Here is an 18,054-nt window from a genome sequence, read left to right as displayed (position 1 = left end):
CGTCAACCCGCACAAAAGCACGGGCCTGCGTCAGTGGTAAAAGAGGTTTACAACCCGAAGGCCGTCATCCCCCACGCGGCGTCGCTGCGTCAGGCTTCCGCCCATTGCGCAATATTCCCCACTGCTGCCTCCCGCAGGAGTCTGGGCCGTGTCTCAGTCCCAGTGTGGCCGGTCGCCCTCTCAGGCCGGCTACCCGTAATCGCCTTGGTAGGCCATCACCCCACCAACAAGCTGATAGGCCGCGAGCCCCTCCCCGACCGGAAAGAAACCTTTCCACACCCCGCCATGCGACAGGGCGTCCTATCCGGTATTAGACCGGGTTTCCCCGGCTTATCCCGGAGTCGGGGGCAGGTTGCTCACGTGTTACTCACCCGTTCGCCGCTCGTGTACCCCGAAGGGCCTTACCGCTCGACTTGCATGTGTTAAGCACGCCGCCAGCGTTCGTCCTGAGCCAGGATCAAACTCTCCATCAAAGGTCTGAACCCTGACACGACCCGGAAAAACCCACCCGAAAAGCAGGATCAAACCCGGGCCCATCAAAGGAACCCCGGAACCACACCCCACACAGAGGGGCTGGTCCCACGGGGCCAAAACAAACTTGGCACAAAGTTGAACACGCGCTGTTGAGTTCTCAAGAAGCAACCGCTCATCCGGCACAAGCCCGAACCCGCCAACCGGCAGGCTCCCCAGGCTCTTCCCAAGAGACGGAATCTCCCCGCGGATCCGAACCCCGTTCCCGGTGAAATCCCGGGGCGGGAACCGATCCGCTGTGTTATGCCTTCACGTTATCAGGACCCCCGCAAACCCACCAAATCGGCGAATTCGCCTAGGGCCGTTAAACGCTGCGTTCATCCAACATGCGGTCCGCACCGTCCATTCCCGAAACCGGACCCCGGATTCGGCGGCGTTCGGTAGGAGACTCTGACAAGTGCTGGGAACACGTCCGCATTGCGTCCGTGTCGTCCGCGGGTCGGACTGCCGACCGCCCATCGCGGGGATGTTCGGTTCTCGGCTACTTGCTCTGTCCAGGTTACCCGCTCGCGACGGGCGTCGCGAACCGGTATCTCGGCAAACCGGGCCCGGGACAGGCTCCCGATCGAATCGGAGCCGCCGCCGGACCGCGAAGTCCGCGTCAGCCCTTCATCTTAACCATCGATCCGGCGATACGCCAAACGCGGTCCTCGCCGACCGGCCGCGCCGATGCCGCGGCCGGCTTCCCACAGCGGGTCACAGCAGTCCGGCCAGCACCTCCGCCATCCTGCGGAAGGCGATGCCCCGATGGCTGATCGCGTTCTTCTCCCCCGCGCTCATCTCGGCCGTGGTCCGGGTCTCGCCCTCCGGCACGAAGATCGGGTCGTAGCCGAAGCCGTTCTCACCGCGGCGCTCCCTGATCAGCCGACCGCGGAGCACGCCTTCGACGACCTCCTCGATCTCCTCCTGCGCCTTGGGCACGGCCCCCCGCGGAACCACCAGGGCCGCCGTGGCCACGAACTCGGCGCCGCGCCGCTCCTCAGGGGTGTCGGCGAGCTGGTCGAGCACCAGGTCGATGTTCGCCTCGTCCTCGTCCCCCGACTGCGTACCGAAGCGCCCCGACCAGCGGGCCGACAGCACACCCGGCATCCCGTTGAGCGCGTCCACGCGAAGCCCGGAGTCGTCGGCCACCGCCGGCAGCCCCGTGTGCGCGGCGATCGCCCGCGCCTTCAGCAGCGCGTTGCCCGCGAAGGTCGCCTCCGTCTCGGGGACCTCGGGCGCATCGGGGTAATCGGCCAGGCCCACCACGTCGGCATCGAGGCCGGCTTCGCCGAGGATCGCCCGCATCTCCGGCAGCTTCTTGGCGTTGCGGGTGGCCAGCACCACCGTGATGCGGTCGCTCATCCCGCGAGCGCCTTCTTCTGCAGTTCGGTCAGCTCCGCGCAGCCGGACAGGGCCAGGTCGAGCAGGCCGTCGAGCTTCGCGCGGTCGAAGGGCGCGCCCTCGGCGGTCCCCTGGACCTCGACGAAGTCGCCGTCGCCGGTGACCACGACGTTCATGTCCGTCTGCGCGACGGAGTCCTCCAGGTAGTTCAGGTCCAGCCGCGGCTGGTCCTGGACGATGCCGACGCTGACCGCCGAGACCGACCCCTTGAGGGGGTTGTTCTTCAGGTTGCGCTTCTTGCGCAGGTACTTGAAGGCGTCGGCCAGCGCGACGTAGGCCCCGGTGATCGCCGCCGTGCGGGTGCCGCCGTCGGCCTGGAGCACGTCGCAGTCCAGGGTGACCGTGTGCTCGGCCATCGCCTTGAAGTCGACCACGGCGCGCAGGGACCGGCCCACCAGGCGGGAGATCTCGTGGGTGCGGCCGCCGATCTTGCCCTTGACCGACTCCCGGGCGCCGCGGGTGTCGGTGGAGCGGGGAAGCATCGCGTACTCCGCGGTGACCCACCCCTCTCCGGTGCCGCGCCGCCAGCGCGGGACGCCGTCCTCGACCGTCGCCGCGCACAGCACGCGGGTGTCGCCGAATTCGATGAGAGCGGATCCTTCCGCGTGGCGCAGCCAGTTGCGGGTGATCGTCACGGGTCGCAGTTGGTTCGGAGCGCGTCCGTCGGGTCGTGCCATGCGCGAAAGCCTATCTGCGCGGGCGGCCCGCCGTGCCTCCTCCGCGGACATGGAGGGCCGGTGCAGCGGAGGTATCCCTTGGCTTACGGTCCTGGCGCCTGGCGCCGCTTCGCGTCCGGAAGGTGACACCATGGGAGGCGCCGACGCGGTCGCGGACCGCGGGCGGCCCGAGCCGCACCGGATGGTAGAGGTCACCACACGATGAGATTCGTTCCGAGAGACGTGTCGCGGGCGCGGTGGGCAGTCGGCGCGGCCGTCCTCGCGCTGGCCGCCACCGGTTGCACGCCGGAGTCCGGTTCGGCCTCGGAGGAGTCGCCCTCGGCGAGCCCGGCCACGCCCACCCCGGCCTGGACCGCGGTCGGCGGCGAAGCGGTGACCGGCCCGGCGGCCACCTCCGACACCGCGCAGGCGGAGGTGGAGGAGCGCCGCGTCGATGCGGCACCGCTGCCGGTCTCGTGTGCGGCCACCGGGATCGAGGCCCACATGGCCGGCGTCATCGGCCAATTGGAGGAGCCGGAGTTCACCGAGGTGCGCACGGAAACGCGGCTGGAATGCTCCTGGGCCGGCTTCGATCCCGACGAGGGCAGCGAAGTGGTGATGGTGACGTTCGCCCCGGAGAAGAGCCTGGTGGCCTACCCCGGCCACGTGCCGGTGAAGGCCGTGCGCGACCCCGCGTTCTTCACCACCGACGCGGTGTCGGCGATGGGCGGCCTCGCCGAGTGGGACGGCGGCGAGATGTTCTCCGGGGTCAAGCTGCATCTGCCGGGGATCCTGGTGTCGACCACGAGCAACACCCCCCGGGTCGAGACGCGCGAACTGCTCGACGCCGCCGCCGCAACGGCACAGGAGCTCCTCGCCGAAGGTCCGCAGCCGGACGCCACGCCCTCCGCCTCCCCCGGACCGGAGGCGGCGGATCCCACGCTCCAGGCCGACCAGGGGACCGCCGGCGGCGGCCGGCCCGACGGGGACGGGGCCGAGAAGGGCTGAGCACCGGGCGGTCCGGCCGCCGGCGCCCCCCATCCGCGTCCCGGCGGTCGGCCCGCCGAGCGCGGCACGCCGGCCCCCGCCGGCGTGCCCGTCATCGCGGCCGGTGCGCCCGGCCTACACCGGTTTCAGGGCGGCGCTGCCGACCTCGTAGACGGCGCCGGAACGCGCGATGTCGATCGGCCCGTCGAAGGTGGTGCGCGCCTCGGACAGGGTGCACTCGTCGTCGTTCCAGGGCACCAGGTGGGTCAGCACCAGCCGCCGGGCGGCCGCGCGCTGGGCGTGCTCGCCCGCCTCGCTGCCGGTCAGGTGCATGTCCTTGGGGTGCTCGCGGTGGTCGTGGAAGGACGCCTCGCACAGGAAGAGGTCGACTCCGGCGGCGAGCTCGACGAGTTCGTCGCAGGCTCCGGTGTCGCCGCTGTAGGCGAGGCTGCTGCCCCCGTGCTCCAGGCGGATGCCGAACGCGTCGACGGGGTGGTTCACCCGGTCCAGGCGCGCGGTCATCGGGCCGATGGCGATCTCACCGGGAGCCAGCTCGCGGAAGTCGAAGGTCTCGCGCATGCCGGGGTCGGGCTCCAGCCCGTAGGCCTCGGCCATGCGGTCGGCCACGCCGGGCGGGCCGTAGACGGGGATCGGGGGTTTCGGGCCCCCGTGGGGATAGGTGCGCGCGACCCAGTAGGAGCAGAGGTCGAAGCAGTGGTCCGCGTGCAGGTGGCTGAGGTAGACGGCGTCGATCCCGTAGATGTCGGCGTGCCGCTGCAGCACGCCGAGCGCCCCGTTGCCCATGTCCAGCAGGAGCCGGAATCCGTCGGCCTCCACCAGGTAGCAGGAAGCGGGGCTGGCCGGGCCGGGGAAGCTTCCCGAAGAGCCGATGATGGTGAGTCGCACGGTGCATTGCCTTTTCGATGGGGTGCCTCCGCGGAGACGCACACGTGAAGCCGGTGTATCGCGAGGTGGGCCGCTGCGTGTTCTCCGTGTTACGGGTCTACCCCAATCACCGCACCGGCGGTACCGAATGTGGGCCGAGTCTCACGCGTGTTGAGTCACATGTGAGTAGTTCACAATTACCAACGAACCGTGTCTTCCCCGGTCAAAGCGGTATTACACCCGCCTGCTACCGTCCGGCGCGCGCGAGCTGGCGGCTCTGCGCCACGAGCGTTCCCTTCACGTCCCACACGTCCACCGTTTCGTCGAACCAGCCGTCGTTGACGGCTCCCGCGCGGGCGCGGAAGGTCAGCGGGCCGGGCTGAGGGACGGCGCGCATGTGCCAGGTGAGCTCGACGGTGGGCGCCCAGCGCCAGGTGCCGAAGACGGTGACGACGGGCGGCAGGGCGTCCACGGCCAGCGGGAGGAACAGTGCGGGGTCGTCGGCGGCGGGACCGCCGTCCTCCTCGCTGATGTGCACGTGGCCGGACAGGTCGGGGACGGGCTCGGGGGCGCGGCCGAGCAGCCGCTGCCAGGACTCCTCGGTGTAGAACTGGGCGACGCGGCGGGTGAAGGCGGGGGCGTTCTCGACGTCGGCGCGGGGGTCGTAGCGGCGGCACTCGGAGACGGGCGGCACCTGCGGCGCGGGCGCGGCGTAGTCGGGGACCGCGCCGGCGTCGAGTTCGGCGGTGGCGATGGTCCCGGTCACGCACGCCTTGCCCTCCTGGCGGAGGGTGACGCGCACGGTGGCGACGGTGCGTCCGGCCTTGAGCACGTCGGTCTCGATCTCGGCGGTCCCGGCCGCGGCGGGGCGCATGAAGTGGAACGACGAGGAGACGGCGTGCGGATGGGGTGCCGCCTCCAGGGCGGCGCGCTGCATGACGGCCATGAGGTAGCCGCCGTTCATCGCCTTGCCGATGAGGTACCCGGGGTCGAGGTCGGCGGTGAAGCGGCCCTCGGATGAGGGGGAGACGGCGGTGGCGGTGTCGAATCGGGTCATGGGCCCATTGAACCGAACGGCGTTTCGGTCCGCGCAGCCGCCCCTGGTCCGGGCGGGTGCACGCGGGCGGGTACCCGGCTCTCGCCCGGGTGCCCGCCCGCTCGCCCGATTCGGCGGCGTCGGCGTCAACCGCGCCCTACGCCCAGAGCTGGCCTTCGATGCGCTTCTCGGCCTCTTCCAGGGTGCCCTCGTAGGCGCCGGTGGACAGGTACTTCCAGCCGGCGTCGGCGATGACGAAGGCGATGTCGGCCTCCTCGCCGGCCTTGGCCGCCTTGGCGGCCATGCCCATCGCCGCATGCAGCGCACCGCCGGTGGAGATGCCGGCGAAGATGCCCTCGTTCTCCAGCAGTTCGCGGGTGCGCTTGAGCGCGGCGTCGGAGGGCACGGAGAACCGCGTGGTGAGCACCGACTCGTCGTAGAGCTCGGGAACGAACCCCTCGTCGAGGTTGCGCAGTCCGTAGACGAGCTCGCCGTAGCGGGGCTCGGCCGCCACGATCTTGATGCCGGGCCGCTGCTCGCGCAGGTAGCGGCCCACCCCCATGAGCGTTCCGGTGGTGCCCAGGCCGGCCACGAAATGCGTGATCTCGGGCAGGTCGGCCAGGAGTTCGGGCCCGGTGGTCTCGTAGTGGGCGCGCGCGTTGGCCGGATTGCCGTACTGGTAGAGCATGACCCAGTCGGGGTGCTCGGCGGCCATGCCCTTGGCCACCCGCACCGCCTCGTTGGAGCCGCCCTCGGCCGGGGAGTAGTGGATCCGCGCGCCCCACATCTCCAGCAGCTGGCGCCGTTCGGCCGAGGTGTTCTCCGGCATCACGCAGACCATGCGGTAGCCGCGCAGCTTGGCGACCATGGCCAGGGAGATCCCGGTGTTGCCGGAGGTCGGCTCCAGGATGGTGCAGCCCGGGGTCAGCAGCCCGTCCTTCTCGGCCTGCTCGATCATGTAGAAGGCGGCGCGGTCCTTGATCGAGCCGGTGGGGTTGCGGTCCTCCAGCTTGGCCCACAGCCGCACGCCGGGCGAGGGCGAGAGCCGGGGCAGGCCCACCAGCGGGGTGCGGCCCAGGGAGTCCAGCAGGGAGTCGAATCGCATAGCGGCGGTCAGCGCATGCCGCCCGCGACCGCGGGCAGGATCGTGACGGTGTCGCCGTCGGCGACCGGGGCCTCCAGCCCGCCCAGGAAGCGGACGTCCTCGTCGTTGAGGTAGACGTTGATGAACCGGCGCAGCTTGCCGTCGTCGACCAGGCGCTCCTGCAGACCGGGGTGGCGCTTGTCGAGGTCGGTGATGAGCTCGCCGAGGGAGGAGCCCTCGCCCTCGACCGCCTTGGCGTCGCCGGTCAGGTTGCGCAGGATGGTGGGGATGCGGACCTCGATGGCCATGAGAGTTCTCCGTAGCGTGTGGACGTCTGCGTCTGTGTGGTGTCGCGGGCATGCGGAGCCGGCCGCAGCACCCGCGGGGACCGCGCGCGGGCGCGCACTCCTTCGCCTCTGGTTTCCAACAGGAGGGCCCCGCCGCTGATTCCGCGCCGCGGCGCCCCCGGCGGGCCGGGTCCGATCCGAGCGGCGGCGGGCCTGCGCCTTCTAGGAGGCGTGTTCGGTCTCGACCACCTCGACCGGCTCTTCGGTCACCTCTCCGTCCACGATGCGGTAGGAGCGGAACTCCTCGGTTTGCGGATCGCGGGTGGAGACCAGCACGTAGTGGGCGTTGGGTTCGGAGGCGTAGGAGATGTCGGTGCGTGAGGGGTAGGCCTCGGTGGCGGTGTGGGAGTGGTAGATGACCACGGGTTCCTCGTCGCGGTCGTCCATCTCCCGCCAGACCTTGAGCTGCTCCTTGGAGTCGAACCGGTAGAACGTCGGGGAGCGCTCGGCGTTGGCCATCTCGATGAACCGCTCGGGCCGGTCGGTGCCCTCCGGGCCGGCGACGACGCCGCACGCCTCGTCGGGGTGGTCGCGGCGCGCGTGGGCGACGATCCTGTCGTAGATCGCGCGGTTGATCCTCAGCATGGGACTCAGCCTAGCCCAGGAAATTTCCCTACCCACCCACTGGGTATGGCTTGTCGCGGGCCGTTCAGCCGCTGTGCCGCTGGGCGTCGAACAGCGCCTGGACCAGGCTTTCCTGCAGCACGCCCAGCCAGTCGTAGAGGTGCATCGCGGTGGCGTCGGCCTCGGGTACCGCGGCCTCGCCGCGCTGGTAGGCCTCCTGGGTCTCCTCGTCGATGCCCAACCGGGTGCCCAGGGCCAGGCGGACGTCGTTCAGCGACTTCATCCACGCGTGGGCGGTGCCGAGGTCCAACTCGACCCGGCCGCCGCCGGAGGCGGGCAGCGCCTCCATCAGGGACCGGGCGTTCTCGCGCTTGTGCAGGCGCAGGCCGTCCTCGGTGTAGCGCCGGAAGTCGGCCGAGGAGTCGGCCTCGTCGCCGCTGTAGGCGTCGGGGAACAGCCGCGCCAGGACGGGGTCGTCGGGTTTCTCGGTGCTGGTGCCGATGCCGACGATCCGCTCGAACTCGTCCTTCTCGGGCGGCGGATCGACCAGTTCGAGCACGAGGCCGGCCATGGCCCGCAGGATCTCGGCGTCGTCGGGGTCGAGGTCGATGGCCACGCCGCCGCCGACGGCTTGGAATCCTCGTGTCATCTGGGAGCTCCGCCGTTCCGCCTGGCTTCGTCGTCCGTCCGCGCGCGCACCCGCATCCGGCGCGGGCGCGCGCGGCGCTACTTGTCCTGCTGCAGGGTGGCCCACAGCCCGTACTCGTGCAGAATGGAGACGTCGCGCTCCATCTCCTCGCGGCTGCCGCTGGAGACGACCGCGCGGCCCTTGTGGTGCACGTCGAGCATGAGGGAGTGGGCCTTGCTCCTGGGGTAGCCGAAGACGGTCTGGAAGACGTAGGTCACATACGACATCAGGTTGACCGGATCGTTCCAGACGATCGTCACCCAGGGGAGATCCGGCTGTACGTGCCCCTCGGTCTCCGGCCGCTCCAGCTCGACCGGCGCCGTACTCATGGGTGGTTCACCTGCTTCCTCGTCCGCCGCTGCGGCTCGCCCGCGCGGGTCGGCCGCCGCGCGGCGCTCCCGCACACGAAACCCTTCGCCGTGGGCAACGCTCGGCCGCCGCCGCGGGTTTCCGCCCCGCTCCCCTCCATGGTGCCACTGTTGGAGGGCGGTTCTCGTGGGCAGTGTCATAGCAGGTGTCCCGTTTTTCTCCCGAGAGTCGCAAACTAGGCTGGTCCGCTATGACCGACGATGCGAGCAGCGCGCTCCTCACCGACCGGTACGAGCTGACGATGCTGCAAGGGGCCCTGCAAAGCGGGGCCGCGAACCGGCGGACCGTGTTCGAGATGTTCGCCCGTCGGCTCCCCGAGAACCGCGGGTACGGAGTCGTCGCCGGCACCGGGCGGTTCCTGGACGCCCTGGAGCGGTTCCGCTTCGACTCGGCGGCCCTGGACTACCTCGCCGACGCCGGGGGCCTGGACGACGCCACCCTGCAGTGGCTCGCCGACTACCGCTTCTCCGGCGACGTGTGGGGCTACGGCGAGGGCGACTGCTACTTCCCCGGCTCGCCGATCCTCGTGGTCGAGGGCACCTTCGCCGAGTCCGTGCTGCTGGAGACCATCGCGCTGTCGATCTACAACCACGACAGTGCCATCGCCTCGGCCGCCTCGCGCATGACCCTGGCGGCCGGCGGCAGGCCCATGATCGAGATGGGCTCGCGGCGCACGCACGAGATGTCGGCGGTGGCCGCGGCCCGGGCCGCCTACCTGACGGGGTTCGCCTCGACCTCCAACCTGGAGGCCGGCCGCCGCTTCGGTATCCCCACGGCGGGAACCAGCGCGCACGCGTTCGTGCTGGTGCACGACACCGAGCGCGAGGCGTTCGAGGCGCAGCTGCGGGCCCTGGGCGGCGACACCACGCTGCTGGTGGACACCTTCGACGTGGAGGAGGCCGTGCGCACCGCCGTGGAGCTGGGCGGTTCCCGGCTGGGCGGGGTGCGCGTCGACTCCGGCGACCTCAGCAAGACCGCCTTCCGGGTGCGCGAGCAGCTGGACGGCCTGGGCGCCGCCGACACCCGCGTCATCGTCACCGGCGACCTCGACGAGCACGCCATTCAGGCCCTCGCCGTGGCGCCGGCCGACGGCTACGGGGTCGGGACCGCGCTGGTGACGGGGTCGGGCGCGCCCACGGCTTCGCTGGTCTACAAGCTCGTCGCCCGCTCCACCGGCGCATCCGGCGGCGGCGAGCTGATGCCCGTCGCCAAGCGCTCGGTGGGCAAGCCCAGCCGGGGCGGGCGCAAGTGGGCGTCGCGGCGGCTGGACGCGGCCGGCACCGCCGACGCCGAGTTCGTCCACGAGAAGGAGCCCCGGCAGGAGCCGCGGCTGCGTCCGCTGCTGCGGCGGCTGGTCGCCGGCGGCGAGGTCGTGGGCCGCGAACCGCTGGAGGAGGCGCGCGAGCGCCACACCCGCGCCATCGCCGAACTCCCCGAGACCGTCCACCGCATGCACCGGGCCGAGCCCGTCATCCCGACGCGCTTCGAGGACCCGGCCCAGGTCTGAACCCGCCGCACCGCGGGCAGGAAGAGCACAGGCAGACTCGGGTGCGGCCGCTGCGCCGGGGACCGGCGGACGCCGCCGGCGCCGGGATCCCCGCCGCGCAGCGGCCCGCCCGGTGGAAGGAGGCACCGCCATGCGGGCATTGATCGTCGTCGACGTGCAGAACGACTTCTGCGAGGGCGGGGCGCTGGCCGTCGCCGGGGGCGCCGCGGTGGCCGCGGAGGTGTCGCGCTACATCGCCGAGCACCGCGGCGAGTACGCCGGGATCGCGGCCACCCGCGACCACCACATCGACCCCGGCCCCCACTTCTCCGACAATCCCGACTTCGTCGACAGCTGGCCCCCGCACTGCGTCGCGGGCACCCCCGGCGCCGACTTCCACCCCCGGTTCGACACCGCGGGCGTCGACACCGTCTTCCGCAAGGGCCAGTACAGCTCCGGCTACAGCGGATTCGAGGGCGAGACCGACGACAGCCGGCGCCTGGAGCAGTGGCTGCGCGACACGGGCGCCACCGGGGTCGACATCGTGGGCATCGCCACCGACCACTGCGTGCGGGCGACGGCCCTGGACGCGGCGGCGGCCGGGTTCGACACCCGGGTGCTGCTGGGGCTGACCGCGGGGGTCTCGCGGGAGACCACCGACGCCGCCCGCGCGGGCATGGCCGAGCGCGGCGTGCGCTTGGAGGGCGAGCCGGTCGTCGCGGCGTGAGGGGCGGCGGGTGCGGCGAGTGCCCGCCGCTCCGGATCGGCCGCGCCCGATCCGGGGCGGCGCAGCGGCCTCGCGCCGTCGCCGGGATCAGGCGCCGGGTTCGGCGGTGAACAGGTAGTTGCGGTGGCCTTCGCGGACCCGGTCGGCCCTCCGCCAGGCTCCGGCCACCCGCACGCGCATGCCGTACCCCAGGCCGGCGAGCCGCTCGACGAGGTCGGCGGCGCGGGCGCCGTACTTGGCCAGGTGGCGGTCCTCGATCTCCACCAGCAGCGCCGGCCGGTGGTCGCGCAGGGTCGCCGGGCCGCCGTCGAGGACGGCCAGCTCGGCGCCTTCGACGTCGGCCTTGATGAAGTCGATCCGGTCCAGCCCGAGCTCGGCGACCAGGGAGTCGAGGGTGGTGACGCGCGCGGCGACGCTGCGCCGGGCGCGGAACTCGGCGTTGGGCCCCACCCCGCGTGCCCCGGTCGTCAGGAACGCGCGGCCGTGCACGGGCAGGCCGCGGCGCAGCGGCAGGCTGAGCGTGCCGGCGCCGTCCTCGGCGCCGACTGCGCGCCGCAGCACGCGGACGTTGCCGGCGCCGAGCGTGCGCACGGCGGTGCGCAGGAACGATGCGGGGCCGGGCAGCGGTTCGATCGCGCAGACGCGCCCGGCGGGTCCGACGAGGTCGGCGAGCGTGAACGTGTAGAGGCCGTACTCGGCGCCGATGTCCAGGCATACGTGTCCGGGGCGGACCACCTCGGCGAGCCCGGCGATCTCGCGTTCGATGAAGAACGCGTGCGGGGAGATGCCGCGCAGCACCGCGGCGACCGCGCGCACTCCCGGTGGGCCGGCGGGGCCGGTCGGCCGGAGCGAGTCAGAGGTCATGCGCCCTCGCAGAAACCTGTGGTGGTCGGACCGGAGCGGCCGCACGGGCGACGCGCCGACCAATGCTACGTCCTGTTCAAAAAATCGGACGCCACCGCGCGCTGCGGCGATGGGGCCTGATGCGCGAACCGCGCCCATTGCCGCAACCCCGATGGCGGCCGCCCCAGGTGGCACCCGGGGGATTCCTGGAAAGCGGCGCCCCGCCGGTCTTGAACGCGACCTAGTCGATACCGATCGCGCGGCGCACCTTGGCCAGGGTGGCGCTCGCGCGGCGGCGGGCGCGCTGCGCGCCGGCCTCCAGGATGTCGTCGAGGTCGCTTCCGGGTGCCACGAGCTCGTCGTAGCGCTCCCGCATCGGGCCGAACCGGCTGTTGATCTCCTCGAACAGCTCGTTCTTCAGCTCGCCCCAGCCCATGCCCCCGGCCTCCAGGCGCTTGCGGACGCCCTCGGTGCGCTCGGCATCGGCGAAGTAGGCCAGCAGTTGGAAGGGCACGGAGGTGTCGGGGTCCTTGGGCTCCTCCACGGGGGTGGAGTCGGTGGGGATGCGCCGGATCAGCTTCTTGAGCTTGTTCTCCGGCATGAAGAGCGGGATGTGGTTGTCGTAGGACTTGCTCATCTTGCGGCCGTCGATGCCCGGCAGGATGCTGCCCTCGCCCTGCGGGTAGGCGCCCTCGGGGATCGGGAAGCTGTAGTGCTCGCCGTAGAGGTGGTTGAACGCGCGGGCGATGTCGGCGGTGTACTCGATGTGCTGGGCCTGGTCGCGGCCGACCGGAACGACGTCGGTCTCCATGACCAGGATGTCGGCGGCCATGAGGATGGGGTAGTTGAACAGCCCCATGTTGATCCCGGCGTCGAGTTCGGTGCTGCCCGCGGCCTCGTTGCGGTCGCGGGCGGCCTTGTAGGCGTGCGCCCGGTTCATCAGCCCCTTGGCGGTGACGCTGGCCAGGATGGTGGCCAGCTCGAAGACCTCGGGGACGCCGGACTGGCGGTAGAGCACCGTGCGCTCGGGGTCGAGCCCGCAGGCGAGCCAGGTGGCGGCGACCGACCGGATGTCCTCGCGCAGCTTCGCCGGGTCCTTGACCGAGTTCAGCGAGTGGTAGTCGGCGAGGAAGTACAGGGTGTCGTTGGACTCGGCGGCGGCCAGCGCGGGCTGGATCGCGCCGTAGTAGTTGCCGAGATGGGGCATGCCGGAGGTCTGGATGCCCGTCAGGTAGGTCTTGGTCGCTGCCATGCCGCCGAGTTTATCGGCGCGCGGCGCCGCATCCGGCGCCCGCCGCCGCCCTGTGGACGGCGGGCGGCCGGGGCGCCGAGCGCTCGCTCCGCTATCCGCCCGTCTGCGCCCGGGCCAGCATGTCGCCGAGTTCGGGGACACCGACGTTGTCGACGACCAGGATGCCGGAGTCGGGCAGCAGCCACAGGCGCTGGGTGTAGGTGGTGTCGAAGGCGTTGGTCTCCAGGTTGTAGCAGGGCACCGCGAACTCGTTGTAGTAGGCGTCGAGTCCGCCGATGGGCGCGGTGGGGATGTCGTCGGTGGGCCCGCTCTCGGCCTGGGTGCGGTCGAAGGGCGCGAGTTCGACCCCTTCGGGACACGGGGGGACGTCGGTGCTGGGTATGTAGTAGGTCTGCTCGTCGACGGGCGCGAGGCCGGGGCCGCCGCGGTCGATGCCCTGGGGGCCCAGGATCTTGATGTGCTCGCAGCCCTCGGTGCTGACCGTGGTCCAGGTGAGCTCGGTGTCGCAGGAGCCGCCGCCGGGGAAGACGGCCACCCACTCCCCCGGCATGGAGGGGTCGTCGGGCAGGTAGGCGAAGTCGTCCTGGACGCGCTGCACGTTCCAGTCCGCGGGGAAGCCGACCGTCATCGACCGGAACTCCACCTGCTGGGGGTACGCCGGTTCGCTGGGCGAGGGTGAGGCCGTGGGGCTCGGCGACGCCTCGGCCTGGGCGCCGGGCAGCAGCGGCTGGTCGGTGAGCACCCTCCCGGCCACCCAGCCGCCGCCGACCACCGCGGCGGCGGTCGCTCCGGCCGCCGCCATGGCGACGCCCTTGCTCATTCCCGCGACGGTGCCCGCACCGGCGGCTCCGGCCCCCGCGGCACCCGCCGCACCGGCGCCGCCGGCGGCGGACGCTCCCGCGGCGCTCCCCGCGGCGGCGCCTCCCGCGGCCGCCGACCCTCCGCCCGCTGCGGCGGCGGAGGCGGTGAGGACGGCGGCCGCGGCCACCCACGGGCCCGCGCCGCGTCCGGTGGTGCCGAAGCCCCGCCAGACCGCCCCCAGCAGAGCGCGCAGCCGGTCGCGGGCCCCGGACCCGGCTCCGACGGCCTCGGCTCGGGCTGCGAGGGACCGCGCGGCGGGAAGCCGCAGGACCTCCTCGAACGCCTCGGTCGCCGAGGGCCGCTCGGCCGGATCGGCCGAAAGCGCCCGGAGCACCAGCGGCAGCAGGTCCTCGGGCACGCCGTCGACGTCGAACCGGCCCTCGCGGGTGCGCCTGAGCAGGGTCTCGACGTCGCCCGAGCCGAAGGGGCCGTGGCCGGTGGCGGCGTGTACGACCAGCGCGCCCCAGGCGAACACGTCGGCGGCCGCGGTGGCGGCGGCTCCGCCGAGGCGTTCGGGGGCCACCCACCCCGGCGTGCCGTAGACGCCCTCTTCGGGGCCGGTGTCGTCGAGGGCCCGCGCGATGCCGAAGTCGATGACGCGGGGACCGCCGGTGCCGAGGATGACGTTGGCGGGTTTGATGTCGCGGTGCACGATTCCGGCGGCGTGCACGGTCGCCAGCGCCTCGGCGGTGCCTGCGGCGAACGCCGTCAGCGCCGTGCCGTCGAGCGGGCCGCGGTGGGCGGTGTGCCGGCTCAGGGTGTCGCCCTGCACGAACTCGGTGGCCAGCCACGGCAGCGGCGCGGAGGTGTCGGCGCCGAGGAAGCCGGGGGCGCACTCGGCGTCGACCCGGGCGAGCAGTTCGGCTTCGCGGGCGAAGTTCGCGCGGTAGGCGGGGTCCTGGGCGTGGCGGGGGTGGATCACCTTGAGCGCGATGTGCCGGCCGGAGTCGTCCAGCGCGCCGTAGACCGCGCCCATACCGCCGGAGCCGATGCGCCCGACCAGCCGGAACGGGCCGACCGAGGCGGGGTCGCCGGGCTCCAGCGGCGTGAACCCGGCCGGCAGTGCGGAGGGCCCGGTGTGTCCGCGGGAGTGCGGCCGGGCTGTGGCGTGCGCGTCGTCGGAGGGCGGGGGCTGGGGCGGAGGGGAGGTTGCCATGGGGATCCGTCTGCTCGGCCTGGGTCGGCGCCGTGTGCGGGGTGCGCGCCGGAGATCGCCCAGGGCATACCCCGCCCTCCCGCCGGGGACGCCGCCGCCCCCTGACCGGTTGCGGCCTCATGCGCGCGCCGCCGGGGGCGAAAGCCGCCGCTTCGCCCCCGGCTTCCGGCGGCGCACAGCGGTGCGCCCCGGAGCGGCCCTGGTCTGGGCACTCCGGGGCGCACGGCCGCTTCCACCGGGGCGCTACCGGCGGAGCAGCGGATCCGGCGACTGCCGCGGGTCCTGCTGGTCGCGGGCCTGCTCGGCGCGGAAGGCGGTCCAGTGCTCGTCCATGCGCCGGTCCTGGCCTGCGGTGAAGTTGTTCAGGCACCGGTCGTCGCTGTAGTCCATGAAGTTGTGCACCGGGTCGTCGCCGGGGCGGTCGGGGCAGGTGTCGCGGCCTTCGGGGCAGCCGGAGGACCGCTCGGCCTCGTACGGGGTGTCGTCGACGTAGTCCCCGGGATCGGTGCACCCGTTCTGGAAGGTGTGGAAGAGGCCGAGCCAGTGGCCGACCTCGTGGACGGCGGTGTAGCCGAGGTCGAAGCCCTCGCGCCCGCCGCCGGGGACGGTGCGGTAGTCCACGACCACGCCGTCGTTCTGGGGATCGTCCTCGTAGTCCTGGGGAAAGGTGGCCTGGCCCAGGATGCCCTCGCCCATATTGGTGATGTAGAGGTTGAGCGTCGCGGCCCCGCCCTGGCGCAGCTCGGCCTTGATCTCGCTTTCGTGGGCCTGGAAGTCCTGGAACCAGGCGTCGTTCGCGGTGCGGTCGATCTCGGCCAGCCGGAAGCCGAATCCGGTGTCGACGCCGGAGAAGCCGCCCCCGAACGCCTTGCCCAGCACTGCGATCTGGTCCTTGACGGTGCTGTCGGCGAGGTCGCCCGTACCGTCCTCGGCGTGCACGATGTGCACCGCCACGGCGACCGTGGGCTCCTGCTGGGAGTCCTGCGTCTGCGGGCCCTGCTGGTCGCGCAGGGCGTCGCGCAGTTCGCGCTCGTAGGCCGCGGCCTCCTCGGCGGTGAGGTGGCCGTGGGAGTCCCGGCGGGGCTGCTCGCCGCCCTCGTGGCCGCCCCCGTGGCCGCCCCCGTGGCCGACCTCGGGCGGGCAGTCGGCGCGGTGCTGGACGACCGCGTCGGCCGCGGCGGGCGAGGCGGCCGCCGCGCCCCCCGCCATCACGCCGGCGCCGATCAGCAGGGCGCCCCACAGGCGCAGCGCGGTTCCCGATTTGCCGCTCGTGGCGTTGTTCAGGGATTTTCCACCGTAGTCCATGGACACGGACAGTAGTCAGTCGGTAACGCTACTCTTTTGCGGCATGCCCGAGCTTGCGAAGAGTTTGCCGGTTCCTGAGCAAACCTCGTCTGCACAGGGGGGGGCGTGCAGGGGTGCGCGCAGGGCTGCGCACGGGGCTTCGTACGACCAGGAGTCCTGGCCACGGTCGGCGACCACCGGTTCCGGCCGGTTCCGGCACCCGCCGGCGCGGCACGTGACGGGAGGCGGCGACGGGGCCGGGGGTCGGCGGTCATCGGTTGCCGGTGGAGAATGGCTGGTCGCCCGACGCGGGCGGCGAGGACGGCGGGTGGCTCAACCCGCGCCCACCGGTTCGGGTGCCCGCCGGTTGGGCGTGTGACGAGGCGGCGACGGCGGCGCGGGGTTGGGCCCGCGCCCACCGGTTCGGGTGCCCGCCGGTTGGGCGTGTGACGAGGCGGCGACGGCCGACGAGGGCTGGGGTGGGCGGTCACCGGTTGCCGGCGGCGGATGGCGGGTCGCCCGACGCGGCGGCGAGGACGGCGAAGGGCTCAGCCCGCGCGCATCGGTGCGGGTGCCCGCCGGTGCAGGATGCGACGAGGGCGGCGAGGTTGGCGGAGGGCTTGGCCCGCGGGGATCGGTCCGGGTGCCCGCCGGTTGCGGTGGGAGACGGGGGCGGCGAGGTCGGCGGATGGCCGGGGTCGGCGGTCACCGGTTGCCGAAGGTGGGTGGCGGGTCGCCCGGCGGGGGCGGCGAGGTCGGAGGTGGGGGCCGCCTACGTCCTGATTAAGAAGTCGGTCACCACAGGAGGTTGCGGCAATGGGGCTGTGATGCGCGAAGCGCGGTGCGCCAGCTTGCCGCCGAGCGGCGGTGCACCTTTGCGTCGGAGGCCCGCCACCGGTGGTACGGCTCCACCTGGGAAGAACCGCGTGCGCTCGGCGGCAAGCTGTGACCGCGCTACGCGAGGCGCACCCATTGCCGCAGCCTCGCTGGTGGCCGCCCCAGGGGGTGCCTGGTGGGTTCCTGGAAAGCGGCCCCTCCCGTTCTTGCAGACGGTCTGGTCGGGGACGTTTCGGGCATTTCGCCTTGCGCGGGTCGACGATGCCCGCCGATGGTGCGCGGTGGGGCTGCGCGGCGCACCCCAACCCCGGATCTTCCGGGATGCGGAAGGAAACCGGGGTGGTTTGCCCGCAATGCCCGCCTGTGGCGGCGGTGAAGGCGGCCGGGGTGCCACGAGGTGCGCGTTTGGATCGCTTCGGGCGCGGATCCCCGGTCCAAACGCCATGATCATCGCCGATCCCGGCCGCGCGGGCCGCCCCGGCGCCCCCGCATACCGGACATCGCGGGAGGATTCGACGCCGCGGACGACCCTCCGCGCGGCCGGAGCCCGCCCCGGCGGTCGCGGGGCGCGTCTCGTCGTCCCGCCGCCGCCCCGAAGGTGTCGAATGTCCGGCTTCTGCGTCCGGAGTCCGCGTCGAGGGTGTCGGTGGGGCCACGCTCGGCGCCGAGTGTGGCCCCACCGACACCCTCGACGCGGTCCGGGGTGCGGTCCGGCAGCCGACCCGGCGGACGAACCGGGACATCGGAGGCAAATGCTCGGGATCGGCGCTCCCAGCGGCGGCGATCTTGTACCTGTGGTCACTTTTTAGCGCTCACAATGACCACAGGTACAAGATCGCCGTTGGGGAGTTAGATTAAATCGGGCGTTCCGGGTTTCGGGTTGGGCGCGCGGGTGGGTGGGGCGTACCGGAATGCCCGCCGGTCGCGCTGCCTCCGTCGCACGCGCCACCGGCGCCCACCCGAACCGATCCCCGCGGGCCGAGCCACCCGCCGACCTCGCCGCCCCCGTCGGGCGACCCGCCATCCGAGGGCGGCAACCGATGATCGCCGACCCGAACCCCGCGCTGTCCTCGCCGCC

16 protein-coding genes and 1 rRNA gene are annotated in these 18,054 nt (G+C 72.5%); 3 read left to right on the top strand and 14 right to left on the bottom strand.

Annotation, left to right across the window (positions count from 1 at the left end):
- The 3 genes from FZ103_RS02855 to rph all read right to left on the bottom strand — a co-directional run.
- Positions 1-473, bottom strand: a 16S ribosomal RNA gene (locus FZ103_RS02855); the annotation flags it as partial.
- Between the two features lie 754 nt (positions 474-1,227).
- Positions 1,228-1,875, bottom strand: coding sequence for an RdgB/HAM1 family non-canonical purine NTP pyrophosphatase (gene rdgB / locus FZ103_RS02850; RefSeq protein ID WP_155998473.1), 648 nt, complete (start codon positions 1,873-1,875; stop codon positions 1,228-1,230).
- Positions 1,872-2,591 carry a ribonuclease PH gene (rph, locus tag FZ103_RS02845; protein WP_155998470.1) on the bottom strand — a complete coding sequence of 240 codons (720 nt, stop codon included), beginning with the start codon at positions 2,589-2,591 and terminating at the stop codon, positions 1,872-1,874. Before rph ends, rdgB begins: the two co-directional genes overlap by 4 nt.
- Before the next feature lie 201 nt (positions 2,592-2,792).
- Here rph and FZ103_RS02840 point away from each other — a divergent pair, with 201 nt between their 5' ends.
- Positions 2,793-3,578 (top strand): hypothetical protein, encoded by a 786-nt coding sequence (locus FZ103_RS02840; RefSeq protein WP_155998467.1) that lies wholly within the window; start codon positions 2,793-2,795, stop codon positions 3,576-3,578.
- A 114-nt stretch (positions 3,579-3,692) separates the two neighbouring features.
- Here the strand turns inward: FZ103_RS02840 and FZ103_RS02835 are convergent, their stop codons facing one another.
- The 7 genes from FZ103_RS02835 to clpS all read right to left on the bottom strand — a co-directional run bounded on the left by FZ103_RS02835 (position 3,693) and on the right by clpS (position 8,490).
- Positions 3,693-4,463, bottom strand: a complete 771-nt coding sequence (locus FZ103_RS02835) for an MBL fold metallo-hydrolase (protein ID WP_186355716.1) — start codon at positions 4,461-4,463, stop codon at positions 3,693-3,695.
- A 226-nt stretch (positions 4,464-4,689) separates the two neighbouring features.
- Positions 4,690-5,499, bottom strand: a complete 810-nt coding sequence (locus tag FZ103_RS02830; protein WP_155998464.1) for a thioesterase family protein — start codon at positions 5,497-5,499, stop codon at positions 4,690-4,692.
- Between the two features lie 136 nt (positions 5,500-5,635).
- A complete protein-coding gene (locus FZ103_RS02825; RefSeq protein WP_155998461.1) occupies positions 5,636-6,583 on the bottom strand; it encodes a PLP-dependent cysteine synthase family protein in 948 nt (315 codons plus the stop codon).
- 8 nt (positions 6,584-6,591) lie between these two features.
- A complete protein-coding gene (locus FZ103_RS02820; RefSeq protein WP_155998458.1) occupies positions 6,592-6,870 on the bottom strand; it encodes a MoaD/ThiS family protein in 279 nt (92 codons plus the stop codon).
- A gap of 201 nt (positions 6,871-7,071) precedes the next feature.
- The gene (locus tag FZ103_RS02815) at positions 7,072-7,494 is read right to left on the bottom strand and encodes a Mov34/MPN/PAD-1 family protein (RefSeq protein ID WP_155998455.1); all 423 of its coding nucleotides are present in this window, start codon (positions 7,492-7,494) and stop codon (positions 7,072-7,074) included.
- A 64-nt stretch (positions 7,495-7,558) separates the two neighbouring features.
- A complete protein-coding gene (locus tag FZ103_RS02810) occupies positions 7,559-8,122 on the bottom strand; it encodes a DUF2017 domain-containing protein (RefSeq protein WP_155998453.1) in 564 nt (187 codons plus the stop codon).
- Positions 8,123-8,199: 77 nt separating this feature from the next.
- A complete protein-coding gene (gene clpS / locus FZ103_RS02805) occupies positions 8,200-8,490 on the bottom strand; it encodes an ATP-dependent Clp protease adapter ClpS (protein WP_155998451.1) in 291 nt (96 codons plus the stop codon).
- Positions 8,491-8,720: 230 nt separating this feature from the next.
- Between clpS and FZ103_RS02800 the strand changes: the two genes are divergently transcribed.
- Together FZ103_RS02800 and FZ103_RS02795 are read left to right on the top strand one after the other, a co-directional pair.
- Entirely contained in the window at positions 8,721-10,037 is a 1,317-nt protein-coding gene (locus tag FZ103_RS02800) for a nicotinate phosphoribosyltransferase (protein WP_155998449.1), read from the top strand.
- Between the two features lie 130 nt (positions 10,038-10,167).
- The gene (locus FZ103_RS02795; protein ID WP_155998447.1) at positions 10,168-10,743 is read left to right on the top strand and encodes an isochorismatase family protein; all 576 of its coding nucleotides are present in this window, start codon (positions 10,168-10,170) and stop codon (positions 10,741-10,743) included.
- Positions 10,744-10,830: 87 nt separating this feature from the next.
- Here the strand turns inward: FZ103_RS02795 and FZ103_RS02790 are convergent, their stop codons facing one another.
- The 4 genes from FZ103_RS02790 to FZ103_RS02775 form a co-directional block, all read right to left on the bottom strand.
- Positions 10,831-11,607: an FkbM family methyltransferase gene (locus FZ103_RS02790; RefSeq protein WP_155998445.1), complete on the bottom strand. Its 777-nt coding sequence runs from the start codon at positions 11,605-11,607 to the stop codon at positions 10,831-10,833.
- A gap of 220 nt (positions 11,608-11,827) precedes the next feature.
- Positions 11,828-12,838, bottom strand: a complete 1,011-nt coding sequence (locus tag FZ103_RS02785; RefSeq protein WP_155998443.1) for a tryptophan--tRNA ligase — start codon at positions 12,836-12,838, stop codon at positions 11,828-11,830.
- Between the two features lie 91 nt (positions 12,839-12,929).
- Positions 12,930-14,855, bottom strand: coding sequence for a serine/threonine-protein kinase (locus FZ103_RS02780; RefSeq protein WP_155998441.1), 1,926 nt, complete (start codon positions 14,853-14,855; stop codon positions 12,930-12,932).
- 243 nt (positions 14,856-15,098) lie between these two features.
- Positions 15,099-16,160: a zinc metalloprotease gene (locus tag FZ103_RS02775; RefSeq protein ID WP_255429692.1), complete on the bottom strand. Its 1,062-nt coding sequence runs from the start codon at positions 16,158-16,160 to the stop codon at positions 15,099-15,101.
- Between the last annotated feature and the right edge of the window lie 1,894 nt (positions 16,161-18,054).

The organism is Streptomonospora sp. PA3, from assembly GCF_009728995.1.
In the GTDB taxonomy this organism is placed as follows: Bacteria; Actinomycetota; Actinomycetes; order Streptosporangiales; family Streptosporangiaceae; genus Streptomonospora.
This window is presented reverse-complemented; position numbering and strand designations above follow the sequence as displayed.